This is a genomic window from Cobetia sp. PDI-12MA (assembly GCF_059507695.1).
In genome coordinates this window covers 3,111,545-3,125,360 of sequence record NZ_CM183351.1, presented here as the reverse complement: position 1 = coordinate 3,125,360, position 13,816 = coordinate 3,111,545, and the positions used below count along the sequence as shown (strand labels likewise).

General features: G+C 65.3%; 9 protein-coding genes. 8 read left to right on the top strand and 1 reads right to left on the bottom strand.

Going from position 1 to position 13,816, the window contains the following annotated elements; genetic code table 11:
* Positions 1-25: 25 nt before the first annotated feature.
* Together AC5WNI_RS13330 and lolA are read left to right on the top strand one after the other, a co-directional pair.
* Positions 26-4,024, top strand: a complete 3,999-nt coding sequence (locus AC5WNI_RS13330; protein ID WP_175088440.1) for a DNA translocase FtsK — start codon at positions 26-28, stop codon at positions 4,022-4,024.
* Positions 4,025-4,224: 200 nt separating this feature from the next.
* Positions 4,225-4,893, top strand: a complete 669-nt coding sequence (gene lolA, locus AC5WNI_RS13325) for an outer membrane lipoprotein periplasmic chaperone LolA (protein ID WP_175088441.1) — start codon at positions 4,225-4,227, stop codon at positions 4,891-4,893.
* Between the two features lie 131 nt (positions 4,894-5,024).
* Here lolA and AC5WNI_RS13320 read toward each other — a convergent pair whose 3' ends face one another.
* Positions 5,025-6,392 (bottom strand): replication-associated recombination protein A, encoded by a 1,368-nt coding sequence (locus AC5WNI_RS13320; protein WP_175088442.1) that lies wholly within the window; start codon positions 6,390-6,392, stop codon positions 5,025-5,027.
* Between the two features lie 311 nt (positions 6,393-6,703).
* On the opposite strand from AC5WNI_RS13320, the gene AC5WNI_RS13315 reads away from it, so the two are divergent.
* The 6 genes from AC5WNI_RS13315 to AC5WNI_RS13290 all read left to right on the top strand — a co-directional run bounded on the left by AC5WNI_RS13315 (position 6,704) and on the right by AC5WNI_RS13290 (position 13,810).
* Positions 6,704-7,252: a hemerythrin domain-containing protein gene (locus AC5WNI_RS13315; protein WP_043331576.1), complete on the top strand. Its 549-nt coding sequence runs from the start codon at positions 6,704-6,706 to the stop codon at positions 7,250-7,252.
* Between the two features lie 252 nt (positions 7,253-7,504).
* Entirely contained in the window at positions 7,505-9,058 is a 1,554-nt protein-coding gene (locus tag AC5WNI_RS13310; protein ID WP_495928547.1) for an NAD-dependent succinate-semialdehyde dehydrogenase, read from the top strand.
* 96 nt (positions 9,059-9,154) lie between these two features.
* Positions 9,155-10,630, top strand: a complete 1,476-nt coding sequence (locus tag AC5WNI_RS13305) for an aminotransferase (protein WP_175088444.1) — start codon at positions 9,155-9,157, stop codon at positions 10,628-10,630.
* A gap of 3 nt (positions 10,631-10,633) precedes the next feature.
* Positions 10,634-11,743, top strand: a complete 1,110-nt coding sequence (locus tag AC5WNI_RS13300; protein WP_175088445.1) for a pyridoxal-phosphate dependent enzyme — start codon at positions 10,634-10,636, stop codon at positions 11,741-11,743.
* 58 nt (positions 11,744-11,801) lie between these two features.
* Positions 11,802-12,815, top strand: coding sequence for a cyclodeaminase (locus tag AC5WNI_RS13295; RefSeq protein ID WP_254626976.1), 1,014 nt, complete (start codon positions 11,802-11,804; stop codon positions 12,813-12,815).
* A 134-nt stretch (positions 12,816-12,949) separates the two neighbouring features.
* Positions 12,950-13,810: an HAD family hydrolase gene (locus AC5WNI_RS13290; RefSeq protein ID WP_175088446.1), complete on the top strand. Its 861-nt coding sequence runs from the start codon at positions 12,950-12,952 to the stop codon at positions 13,808-13,810.
* Positions 13,811-13,816: the final 6 nt, after the last annotated feature.

Here is a 13,816-nt window from a genome sequence, read left to right as displayed (position 1 = left end):
CACAAGGTGCAAGGGGGATGGCGACTTGACTGCCAAGAGTGCCAGAAAGACAAGTCGGGAACAGGCCAAGCCTGAAACCCGTAGCCGCCGTGCGGCAGCAACACCCAGGAAGCGTGCCCGTCAGAAAGCGGACTCGCCGGGCTTCTTCGCGCGTCTGCGCGGTGCTTCGGCCAACGAGTCCAGCCCGACACGCAAGACGCCGCGCGTCTCGGGCAAGCCCGCGAGGAAGGATGCCAGCGGCCAGCCTGCTGCCAAGACCAGAAACAAGCCGCGCGTGCAGGAAGAAAGCCCTGCAGCCCAGCGCCGCGCCGAGCGTCAGGCCGAACGCGCCGAACGTCAGGCCATCCGCGCCGAGCAGCGTGCGGAGAAGGCAGCGCGACCACCGTCACGCCTGACCACCACCCTGCAGGGCGTCAGTCGTGAAGGCGTGGTCATTCTCATGCTCAGCCTATGCGTCTTCATGCTGCTGGCGCTGTTCAGCTATGCGCCGACGGACCCCGGCTGGTCCTACAGCGGCCCTGAGCTCACGCCCAGCAACTGGATGGGCAGCATCGGTGCCTGGCTGTCAGATGTGCTGTATTCGCTGTTCGGCGGCAGTGCCCTGTGGTGGCCGGCGATGCTGGGCTTCGGTGCCTGGCGTCTGATGCGTCAGCCCAGTACAGAGCTGGTGTGGGACCCGACGACCATCGCGGTGCGTGCTGGCGGCCTGTTCCTGCTGATCATGGCGACCTGCGTCATCGGCGATATCCAGTTCTACAGCCCCGACAGCCAGCTGACCAACGGCGCGGGTGGCATTCTCGGCAAAGGCATTGCCGGTGCGCTGACGCCACTGATCGGCATGGGCGGCACGGTACTGGTCGCGCTGGCCAGTTTCCTGTGCGGCTTCACGCTGTTTACCGGCATGTCGTGGCTGACGGTCATGGATGAGCTGGGCAATGGCTGCATGCGGGTGTCCGGCTGGTTCGCCGAGCGCTTCAACAGCCGCCGCGACGATCAGGACGCCTACGATGACGAGGCAGCCTACGCCGAAGAGCCGCTGACTCACGAGGATGGTGAAGAGGATGACGCGGATCATGAACCAGCACCCAGACTGAGCTGGTGGCAGCGTCTGCTGCCGGGCCGGCGTGCCCGTGAGGATGAGTGGGACGAGGACAGTGACGAGATTCTGCTTGGTCGCCGGCAGGAGGCAGAAGGCATCGCCGCCAAGCCGCGCGGCCAGCGCCGTGTCGAGCCGTCACTGGACGGCGGCACCGACGAGGCCATCAGCGCTCGCGATGACTTCACGGACGACCGCAGCACCGATATCCCGTGGCAGACTGCTGAAACCACGCCTTCCGCCAAGGTGCCGGGCGCTGCCTACACCGAGCGCATGACGGTTCAGAGCGCCAATGTCAGCATCGAAGGGGTTGACCTGGCCGCGGCCCTGAAGACCGCCGTGACGGCAGAGGCTGCCTCCGCGCCGCGTGTCGCGCATGCCGATGTCACGCGCTCTCGTCTGCCGCAAGCCGCTGCCATAGAGGCTGAGCGCCAGCGTCATGCTGATGCCTCGGTTACGGCTCAGGCCCCCAAGGCGGCAACGCCAATCCCTGCCGCCGAAGATACAGCATCAGTCTCCGACAGTACGGCTGTCCCTGCTGCCTGGGACGCTGCCTCAGCCTTTGCGCCGACCGCTCGTCATGACACGGCTCGTCATGAAACCGCCCGTCACGACATGGCACAGGAAGCTCAGGCGCAGAGCGAGGCCGAGGCTCACAAGGCTCCGTCTCAGGCTCAAGAGCTGGCTCGCGAGCAGGAAGCGCAGCGCTTGGCTGATCAGGAAGCGCAACGTCTGGCAGAGCAGGAGGCGCAGCGCGAAGCAGCACAGAAAGCACAGCGCGCAGCCGAGCAGCAAGCGGCAGAGCGACAGGCGCAGCTTGAGAAAGAGGCGCAGCGTGAGAAAGAGGCACAGCGTGAGCGCGACGCGCAACTTGCGCGCGAGCGCAGCGGTGCCGCGCCGGATAGCCGCAATCAGCCGCCAGAGCCCAGGGACGACGATGATGCGCCCCTGCCCGGCAGTGGTGGTCGATTCGCCACGGCCGCAGGGCTGGCAGCCGGTGCGGGTGTGATGGCGGCCGGTGTCACGGCGGCCGCTTCCGAAACTCCTGCTCGCAAGGCGGTTGTCTCCTGGGATGATGCCTTCGAGCAGCCGACGGGCAACACGCCGACACAGGCAGATGCGCCTGCGGCGCCTCATCAACCAGCCGAGCCGGTCGCGCCAGCGGAGCCCGATTCCGTCACGCCTCAGGCCGAGCATGTGCCGCCTTTCGAGGCACCGACAGCCACGCCGGAAGCGGCCCCCGCGCCGGCCGAGCGTCCCTCCTGGGCCTATGACGGCGATGAGTCCGGCATGGTGCCCGGCGGTGGTCGCCTGGCGACGGCGGAGGATGCGCAGGCGGCTGCCAGCGACCCCTCCGGTCCGACCCTGTGGACCGTGGAGCACATGCAGAGTCAGCGCCATGAAGGCGCCGATCACGAGGAGGAGCCGGAAGGGGACTTGCCGCAGCTGAGCCTGCTGACGCCGCCGGATGCCCAGAAGCCCAACTACAGCGAAGAAGAGCTCGACCAGATGGCCGAGCTGCTGGTGGTGCGTCTGCGCGAGTATGGCGTCAAGGCCGAGGTGGCGGATGTCTGGCCGGGACCGGTCATCACGCGCTTCGAGATTCAGCCGGCACCGGGTGTCAAGGCGTCCAAGATATCCAATCTGTCGACGGACCTGGCGCGCTCACTGCTGGTCAAGAGCGTGCGCGTGGTCGAGGTGATTCCGGGCCGTCCGACGGTCGGCATCGAGATTCCCAATCCCAACCGTGCCATGATCCGTCTGCGCGAAGTGTTCGATTCCGATGCCTATCAGCTGGCGGAATCACCGGTCACGCTGGCGCTGGGCCAGGACATCGGTGGCGCACCTGTCGTGGCCAACCTTGGCAAGATGCCGCACCTGCTGGTCGCCGGTACCACCGGCTCGGGCAAGTCGGTGGGCATCAACTCGATGCTGATCTCGATGCTGCTCAAGGCCACGCCGGACGAAGTGCGCATGATCATGGTCGACCCCAAGATGCTGGAGCTGTCGGTCTATGACGGCATTCCGCACCTGCTGGCGCCGGTGGTGACTGACATGAAGGAGGCTGCCAACGCCCTGCGCTGGTGTGTCGCCGAGATGGAGCGTCGCTACAAGCTGATGGCCGCCATGGGCGTGCGCAACCTGGCCGGCTTCAATGCCAAGATCGATGAAGCCGAGGCGCACGGCGCTCAGATCGCTGACCCGCTGTGGGAGCCGCAGCCCTGGGAGATGCACCAGCATCCGCCGGTGCTCGCCAAGCTGCCCTACATCGTGGTGGTGATCGACGAGTTTGCCGACATGTTCATGATCGTCGGCAAGAAGGTCGAGGAGCTGATCGCACGTCTGGCCCAGAAGGCCCGTGCCGCGGGGATTCACTTGATTCTGGCCACCCAGCGTCCGTCAGTGGACGTGGTGACCGGCCTGATCAAGGCCAACATCCCGACGCGCATGGCCTTCCAGGTCTCCTCCAAGATCGACTCGCGCACCATTCTCGATCAGGGCGGCGCCGAGGACCTGCTGGGCCACGGTGACATGCTCTACCTGCCGGCCGGTGCTGGCATGCCGACGCGTGTTCATGGTGCCTTCGTCGATGATGACGAGGTCCACCGTGTGGTCGACGATTGGAAGCGTCGCGGCTCGCCAGAGTACATCGAGGAAATCCTCACCGGTGGTGTGCAGGCCGATGCGCTGGCCGGTCTCGAGGCTGAAGGCGAGGACAGCGATGCCGAGCAGGATGCGCTCTACGATGAGGCCGTGGCCTATGTCGTCGAGTCGCGTCGTGCTTCCATCTCTGCCGTGCAGCGCCGCTTCAAGATCGGGTACAACCGCGCCGCGCGTCTGGTCGAGGCGATGGAGATGGCGGGTGTCGTCTCCGCGATGGGCACCAATGGTTCGCGGGAAGTGATCGCGCCCAACCACAGCGGCTAGTCGCCGCAGGCCTTGTCGCTGCACGCCGGAACACACGAAGGGGAGCTTTTTGCTCCCCTTCGTGTCAAAGACGTCAGATAACAGATCACTGCCAGCAGGATGTTGGCAGCAATCATCCCGAATCGCTGAAATGATGATGGTCAGGTGCAGGGCCTCGATGCCGAGGCTCGCCACTGGTCTTCCTCATCGCAAGGAGTTTCATGAAGACATTGTCGCGTTCTTTCGCATCTTCGTTGACCGCTCGTCTGGCCAAGGGGCTGGGCGCCGCTCTGATGCTGGGCATGGCCGCTCTGCCAGCTCACGCCGAGGAATCGGCAGGCGATCGCCTGTCGCGCCTGCTGGAGCCGCTCAAGACCTATGCTGCCGACTTCGATCAGCAGATCCTCGATGCCTCCGGTCAGCGTCTGCAGGAAGCCAAGGGCAAGATGTGGCTGTCGCGCCCGGGCAAGTTCCGCTGGAGCGTCGATGCGCCGTACCGTCAGGAAGTGGTGTCGGATGGCAAGGAAGTCTATCTGCATGATCCGGACCTCGAGCAGGTCACCGTGCAGCCGCTGGATGAGCGCGTCACCCATACGCCGGCACTGTTGCTGTCAGGTCGTTCCAGTGAGTTGACCGCCAACTATGCGGTCAAGCGACAGCAGCAGGGTGCACGTGAGACCTTCACGTTGACGCCCAAGCAGGCCGATACGCTGTTTGAAAGCCTCAAGCTGACCTTCGACAGCGAGCAGCTCGACATGCTGCAGATGGCGGATTCCACCGGTCAGCGCACGGCGATCGACTTCAGCAACGTGCAGTACAACCCGTCGCTTCAGGATAGCCGTTTCGTGTTCCAGATCCCGCAAGGCGCCGACGTCATTCGCGAGCAGTGATCGCGCCCAAGGTGCAGCGCAAATCCTGAATACGCTTGACCAAACAGGAACGCCCGGACCAGACGGTTCGGGCGTTCCTGTTTGTGCCAGTTGCGACTCGGCAGTCATGTGCGTGTGAGATTCGCCGCTGATCAGCTCTGTCCGGGCGTCTCGCCACGGTCTGCGGCGGCGTCCTGCTCGCGGCGCCAGCGCTCAATCTCGGCGAAGCGCTTCTCGCCACCATGTTGGGTCGGGCGATAGAACTGCTGGGTCGGCAGTTCTTCTGGCCAGGCATCGTGGGAGCTGCCGGCCGGATAGCCATTGGGCTCGTTGTGGGCATAGCGATAGCCTTCGCCCATGCCCAGCTCCTTCATCAGCGTGGTCGGGGCATTGCGCAGGTAGACCGGCACTCCGAAGTGGGGCTGCTGGCGCACGAAGGCCTTGGCTTCCTTCCAGGCCACCTCGATGGCATTGCTCTTGGGCGCGATGGCCAGATGAATCGCCGCATGCGCGATGGCGCGCTGGCCCTCGTAGTCACCGAGGCGCAGATAGGCGTCCCAGGCGGCGATGGTCAGTGGCAGGGCGCGCGGGTCGGCATTACCGACATCCTCGGAGGCAATCGCCGTCAGGCGCCGCACGACATCCAGCGGGTCGCCGCCACCATCCATGAAGCGTGCCATGTACAACAGTGCCGCGTCGGGCCGCGAGGAGCGTATCGACTTGTGGATCGCCGACAGCAGGTCGTAATAGTCATCGCCCTGCTTGTCGAAGCTGGAGGCCTGATGACCCAGCACGGCCTCAAGCGAACTGTCCTCGAGTATCTCGCGCGTTCCTCCCTGGGCGTCTGGCTCACGACGCACGAAGTCACAGGCGGTCTCCAGCAGGCCCAGGGCACGGCGTGCATCGCCGGAGGCCGAGCGCGCGATGCGGGTCAGCGTCTCGCGGCTGGCTTCGATATTACGCTTGCCGAGGCCGTTGACCTCATCCTGCAGGGCGCGCGTCAGCACCTCGATCAGGTCGTCCGTCTCCAGGGCCTTGAGCACATAGACCCGCGCCCGTGACAGCAAGGCCGAGTTGACCTCGAAGGACGGGTTCTCGGTGGTCGCGCCGATCAGCGTCAGCAGGCCGGATTCCACATGCGGCAACAGGGCATCCTGCTGGCTCTTGTTGAGGCGGTGGATCTCATCGAGAAACATCACCGTCTGGCGATCGCTGGCCTGGAAGTGTCTGGCGCGCTCTACCACCTCGCGGATGTCCTTGACGCCGGCCATCACCGCCGAGAGCTGCTCCAGGTGCGCATCACAGCCCTTGGCCAGAATCTCGGCCAGCGTCGTCTTGCCGACCCCCGGCGGCCCCCACAGGATCATCGAGCGCACCACACCGGAGGCCACCATCTGGCGCAGCGGCATGTCAGGCCCGACCAACGCTGTCTGTCCGATGTAGTCATCCAGGGTGCGTGGACGCATGCGGAAGGCCAGTGGCGCATGGGAATTCGAGGCGGTATCGGCAAAAAGATCCATCGGCGAGTCTGGCTCCGGCAGGCGTGGGCAGTATTGCGCTCATCATGGCCGATCCTGCAGACCTGTACAAATCAGCAGTGGCGGTGCGCTCAGTCAGCGGCCTCAGGCCGCGCGTGGCATCGCACCAGACTGTCATGTTTTCCTGACAGCATGAGACGCTCATTCAGGCAATCCCACCCAACGTCTAACTGGCGCTTGGGGGATGTGTCCTACACTTCTAGGTGACGACATTGCTACATTCGGTAGCAATGCCCGAGGCGGCAGCGCTGTCTGCCAGCATCGGCCACCTGTTCCGTAAGGAGGAGGAAGTCATGCCCAATGTGACTCAGCTGCGCCAGGACCACGCCAACATGGCTCGTCTGCTGCACGTGCTTTCGCATCGCCACAAGACGCTCGTCAGTGGTGAGCGTCCCGACTTTCGCATGATGCGTGAGGTGGTGGATTACATTCTCGATTACATGCAGGGCTTCATCATTCCGCTGGAGCGTCAATGCACCCAGATGCTGTGCGAACGCTCCGAAGACGCCGCGCCACTCTGTCAGCGCCTCATCCAGCAATATCGCACCCTGCACGAGCGTCTGGACAAGCTGTCCGACAACCTCGACAGCATCCTGATGGACCAGATCATCCCGATGGACCAGTTCAATGCCGACCTGCGCGAGTATGTGGAGGCACACCGTGACTACCTGCGTGCCGAGCGCCAGGAGCTGTTCCCGCTGATGCGCGACAACCTCAGTGACGAGGAATGGCAGCAGCTGACCGATGCCATCCCGCATGCGCGCACCGAGCTTGAGCGCCTTCAGGAAGCCTACCCGGAACTCTACGCCGAGCTGACCGAGAGTGATGTCGTGACCGCCTGAACCACGTCGGTTCGATCAGTGACGCTCTGATCCATAGCGGTCTAGTCAGGAACTCGCCACACAGAAAGAATCCGCACCTTGCCCGCCACAACAGAAAGAACGCCAAGTCGTTGGCGGGTATTCCGAAAGTCTCCACGTCTCATCTCCCCCACACTGAGCTCATCACATGACGCCCGCCGCGTTTCGGTGGGCGTTGTCCTTGGCGGTGTTCCGCCTTCTCAGATGACGGCCGAGCGGCCCGGGAGACAAGCGATGAGTGCTCAATCTCTTGCACGACAGTGGGCAACTTCCCAGGACGGAGCGACATCCGAGCCTGCCCAGTTCGCCAGCGAAGGCATTGCTCTGGAAGACCAGCGCCTGTTTCGCCAGCTCGCCTACGTGAATGGCTGCTGGGTGCATGGCGAAGGCGGGCGCGAGGAGGCGGTCTTCGACCCTGCCACCGGCGAGCGTCTCGGCCAGGTGCCGTGGCTCGAGGAGGCGCAGATTGACGCCGCCATCGCCGCCGCCGATGAGGCCCAGCGTGAATGGCGCAAGCTGCGCGTCGACCAGCGCGGCGAGCTGCTGGATGCCTGGTTCGACCTCATCCGTGCCCACAAGGAAGACCTGGCCATGCTGATGACGCGTGAGCAGGGCAAGTCGCTGGACGATGGGCGTGGCGAGGTGGAATACGGCGCCAGCTTCGTTCACTGGTTCGCCGAGGAGGGCAATCGTGCCTTCGGCGAGACCATCCCCAGCCATATCCCGAATGCCGCGCTGGGCACCGTGCGTGAGCCTATCGGTGTCGCGGCGCTGATCACGCCGTGGAACTTCCCGCTGGCGATGATCACCCGCAAGGCCGCGGCCGCACTGGCGGCGGGCTGTACGGTGCTGGTCAAGCCGGCCGGCGAGACGCCGTTCTCGGCGCTGGCGCTGGCGGAGCTGGCCGAGCGCGCCGGCATTCCCGCCGGTGTCTTCAGCGTCATCACCGGCGAGGCCTCCGAGGTCTCCAAGCAGCTGTGTGACGACCCGCGCGTCGCCGGGCTGTCATTCACCGGTTCCACCCGGGTCGGGCGTCTGCTGCTGAAACAGTGCGCCGACAGCGTCAAGCGTGTCTCGCTGGAGCTGGGCGGCAATGCACCCTTCATCGTCGGGCCGGACATGGACCCCGAGGAGGCTGCGCGCGCCGCCGTCGATGCCAAGTTCCAGACCTCCGGTCAGGACTGCCTCGCGGCCGACCGTATCCTGGTCCACGACAGCCTCTACGAGGACTTCCTGAGCCACTTCGCGCGCATCATGAAGCAGCTCAAGGTCGGCAATGGCCAAGTGAAGGGGATCGACCTTGGCCCGCTGATCCACCGCGACGCCGTCGCCAAGGCGCAGACCATCGTCGATGACGCCGTCGAGCGCGGCGCGCGGCTGATCCACGGTGACCAGAGCATGGCGCCGGGCCCCAACTTCTTCATGCCGGTGTTGCTGGCCGACATCACGCCGGACATGCGTGTCTGGCGAGAGGAAACCTTCTCGCCGGTGGCCGGCATCACCGCCTGGCACGATGAGGAAGAGGTGATCGCGATGGCCAACGACACCGAATACGGCCTCGCCGCCTACGTCTATACCCACGATGTGCGCCGCATCTGGCGACTGATGCGTGGCCTGCGCTTCGGCATGGTCTCGGTCAATTCCGTCAAGATGACCGGCGCGCCGATTCCCTTCGGCGGCGTCAAGCAATCCGGCCTGGGTCGCGAAGGTGGCCGTCAGGGGCTCGAGGAATATCTCGATATCAAGTACTACTGTCTGGGTGGACTGGAAAGCGCCTCCGGAAGTTGAGACGGACATCCTTCACTGTCACATGTCGTTCATGGCGACCGGTGGCCATTGAGCACCGCCGGTCGATCGCCCCTAGTTAAGCATTCGGAGAGTCACATGAGCACCGATAACACCCTGAGCCAGGCCGCCAGCTTCGATGATGCGACCTCGACCGATGAACTGATTCGCCGTGACCGCAAGGTCACCTTCCATGCCTCGACCCACCTGCGCGATTACGCCCAGGGCGATGCACCGGGCCGCGTGATCACCGGCGGCGAAGGCATCCGCATCCGTGAGCGTGACGGACGTGAGCTGATCGACGGCTTCGCCGGCCTCTACTGCGTCAATATCGGTTACGGGCGCACGGAAGTCGCCGATGCCATCCATGAGCAGGCCCTCAAGCTCAGTTACTACCACACCTATGTCGGCCACTCGAACGAGCCGCAGATCGCGCTGTCCGAGAAGATTCTCGAGCTGGCCGGCCCCGGCATGGCCAGGGTCTATTACGGCATGTCCGGCAGTGATGCCAACGAGACCCAGCTCAAGCTGGTGCGCTATTACCACAACGTGATCGGCAAGCCGGAGAAGAAGAAGGTCATCTCGCGCTGGCGCGGCTATCACGGCTCCGGCATCGCCTCTGGCTCGCTGACCGGGCTGGCGGCCTTCCATGATCACTTCGATCTGCCGATTCCGGGCATCCTGCACACCGAGGCGCCGGACTACTACCGCCGTCCTGCCGAGTGCGCCGAGATGAGCGAGCGCGAATTCTCCACCTGGTGCGCCGAGAAGCTCGAGGCGATGATCCAGGCCGAGGGGCCGGAGACCGTCGGCGCCTTCATCGGCGAGCCGGTACTGGGTACCGGTGGCATCGTGCCGCCGCCGGAAGGCTACTGGGAGGCCATCCAGGCCGTGCTCAAGCGTCACGACATCCTGTTGATCTGCGATGAAGTGGTGTGCGGCTTCGGGCGCATCGGCAGCCAGTTCGGCTTCCAGCACTTCGGCATCAAGCCGGACCTGGTAACCATCGCCAAGGGCCTGACCAGCGCCTATCAGCCGCTGTCCGGGGTCATCGTCGGCGACCGTGTATGGAAGGTACTGGAGCAGGGCACCGGCGAATTCGGCCCCATCGGCCACGGCTGGACCTACTCCGGGCATGCGCTGGGCGCCGCCGCCGGCGTCGCCAATCTGGAGATCATTCGCCGCGAGGGCCTGGTCGACAATGCCCGCGATACCGGCGCCTATCTGCAGAACGCCATGCAGGCCGCCTTCGCCGATCACCCCATCGTCGGCAATGTGCGTGGCATCGGCCTGCTGGCGGCACTGGAGTTCTCGCCGCAGCCGTCACAGCGCAAGGCGTTCGACTCAGCGCTCAAGGTCGGCCCGCGCATCTCCGCGGCGGCCCTTGAGGAAGGCCTGGTGGCACGCGCCATGCCGCAGGGCGACATCCTCGGCTTCGCGCCGCCGCTGGTGGTTACCCCCGAGGAAATCGATGACATCGTCGCCCGCGCGCGTCGCGCCGTGGACAAGGTGCATCAGGAGCTCGTCGACAATGGCGATCTCTCTTCCGGTGATCCCGCTTCTGGTGACAAGTAAGTCATGGCATTGACCTTACCCCCGCTCAAGAGTACACGGGAAACGCCGCTGGCGCTGGCCGATATCTATGCCGCGCGCCAGCGGCTGTTTCATTCATCGACGGCCACGGGTGTCGAACGCACGGCGCTGGTGCCGTCACCGGCGCTGTCGCGCCGCTTCGATGCCGAGATTCTGCTCAAGCTGGAGACCCGCCAGCCCACCGGCGCCTTCAAGCTGCGCGGGGCCAGCAATCTGCTGGCCGCCGTGGCGGAACAGGACACCGGAGAGGCCTTCGAGCGCCTTCAGCGCGGCGTGACCACCGCCTCCACCGGCAATCACGGTCGCGCGCTGGCCTACGCCGCGATGCGCCGTGGCCTCAGGGCGGTCATCTGTCTCTCCGAGCAGGTGCCCGCCAACAAGGTGCGTGCCATCGAGGCGCTGGGTGAGCTGGGCGGTGCCACTGGTGGCAGTGTCGAGGTGCGCCGGGTCGGGCGCAGCCAGGACGAGGCCTTCCACGAGGTCAATCGGCTGGTCGAGGAGGAGGGCATGCTGTCGGTGCCGCCCTTCGATGACCCGCTGATCGTGGCCGGTCAGGGCACCATCGGGCTTGAGTTGATGGAGGATTGCCCGCAGCTCGATCAGGTACTGATCGGACTGTCCGGCGGCGGCCTGCTCGGCGGCATCGGGGCGGCGCTCAAGGCGATTCGCCCCGAGATGCAGGTGCATGGCATCAGCCTCACCGAAGGCGCAGCCATGTGGCACAGCCTGCAGGCAGGCGAACCGGTGGAGGTGGAAGAGGTCGCCAGTCTCGGCGACTCACTGGGCGGCGGCATCGGGCTTGGCAATCACACCACGCTGCCGCTGGTGCGCCGCGTGATGGATCACCACCATCAGGTCAGCGAGCGCGCCATCGCCCGCGCCATGCTGATGCTGCTGGAAGAGGAGAAGCTGCTGGTCGAGGGCGCCGCCGTGGTCGGGCTTGCCGCACTCGAGGCCTCGCGGCTGGGCGAGACCGACCCGGTGCTGGCCGAGTCGATCCGCGGCCAGCGTGTCGCGCTGATCATCAGCGGCAACGGCGTCAGTCTGGAGACCTTCGATCAGGCCCGAGCGCTGCTGGCGGACGCTCAGCAGTGATTTATTCGCCCATGGCTCACAGCGTGAGACAGCTGACGGCACACCAGGAGGAGGGCGCATGACACAACCGGCTCAAGAAAGCATGCAGACGTATTCCCGTGAACAGATCGAGCAGGTCGTGGGGCTGGACGCCACGGCACTGGGCACCATTCGCGATGCCTTCATCGCGCTGGGCCAAGGCAAGGTGGTGCAGCCGCCGATCCTGTCGATGGCCATCGAGGAGGCCAACGGCGAGGTGGACGTCAAGACCGCCCATATCCAGGGGCTCAAGCACTTCGCGATCAAGATCAGTCCCGGCTTCTTCAACAATCCCGCCCGCGGCCTGCCAAGCCTCAATGGCCTGATGGTGGTGTTCTCCGCCGAGACGGGACTGGCCAGGGCCCTGCTGGATGACGGCGGCTATCTCACCGCCATTCGTACCGCGCTGGCCGGTGCCGTGGCGGCAGAGGCCCTGTCACGCCCCGACAGCAAGCGCGTCGCGCTGATCGGCGCCGGTGAGCAGGCGAGCCTGCAGCTGGAGGCGCTGCGGCTGGTGCGCGACATCGAGAGTGTCGATGTCTGGGCACGCGACAAGGAGCGGGCCGAGCGTTTCGCGCGTGAGACGGAGGAGCGACTGGGCCTCACCGTACGCAGTCATGACAGCCTGCACGCGGTGTGTCAGAACGCCGACATCATCGTCACTGCCACGCCATCTCACACGCCGCTGCTGGAATACTCGATGCTGCCGGAAGGCGTGCATGTCACCGCGATGGGTTCCGACAGCCCCGAGAAGCGCGAGCTGGAAGCCGATGTGCTGACCGATTGCGACTACTTCGTGTGTGACAGCCGTGCCCAGTCGGAAATCAATGGCGAGCTGAAGGGGCTGGATGAAGACCAGGCCAAGGCGTGCGAGGTGTACGAGCTGGGCAAGCTGCTGGCCGATGGGCGTCGCCTGCGTGAGGGTGACCAGAACAGAGGTGAAGAGACCGAAACCGCCACTGATACCCGCATCACGGTGGCAGACCTGACCGGCACCGGCGTGCAGGACACCGCGATTGCCAGCCTGGCGCTGGCTCGACTCGCCCAGCGCTAGCGCCGCACGCAGCGACAGCGGGTCGTGAAGGCGCGACGGACTTGCCCAGCGCGGCGCCGCATGCGAGGGTCACGCAGTAACGGCAGGAAGCCGTTGACTCCCTCGTCCACTCGGAGCCTGTCGTGACTCGAACCATGCCCTCACCCTCTGCTGCGCCGCGCGCCCTCAATGCTGCTCCCGGGGTAGAGGTCCGCCGCTCGCCGCTGGCGGACCTCTGCGCCGACTGCGATGCCGTGACGCTGCTGCCACCGCTATCCCCGCCGGGTGAGGGGTATCTGCGCCATTTCTGCCAGCTGGATTCCCCGCTGGCGGTGTTCGATCTCGACGATACCCTGCTCGATGGCGACTGCACCGGCATGTGGATGCGCTGGATGGCCGCCTGTGGCTGGATCGAGGATGTCGAGGCCTTCATGGCCATCGGCGAGCGCCATCAGAGCGAGTATCACGCCGGCACTCTGGATATCCACGAGCACACCGGTCATCTGCTCAGTCCGCTCATCGGGCGACATCGCGATGAGGTGCGGCGCGAAGTCGATGATTTCGTGGAAGAAATGGTGATGCCGCGTCTGCTGGAAGGCGGCATCGCGCGTCTGGCTGAACACGGCGAGGCGGGCCATCGCACCCTGATCATCTCCGCCTCCATGCACCATCTGGTCGGCCCCATCGCCAGTCGCCTGACCGCCGATGGCGCGCTGGCCACCCATCCTGCCTTCGATGAAGAGGGCCGCTTCACCGGCGAGACCACCGGCATCGTCACCTTCCGCGAAGGCAAGCTGGCGGCGCTGGACGCCTGGCTGGAAGACGCAAGCCAGCTCAAGCGTGCGCCGCAGGCACTGTGGGGCTACTCCGATTCCCACAACGACCTGCCGCTGCTGGAGCGGGTCGATCATCCCCACGCCACCCAGCCGGATGCGCCGCTGCGCCAGTTCGCCGAAGCGCGTGGCTGGCCGGTGGTCGACTGGCGCCAGTCGCACCTGTCCATCGAATCGGACTGAGCGTGC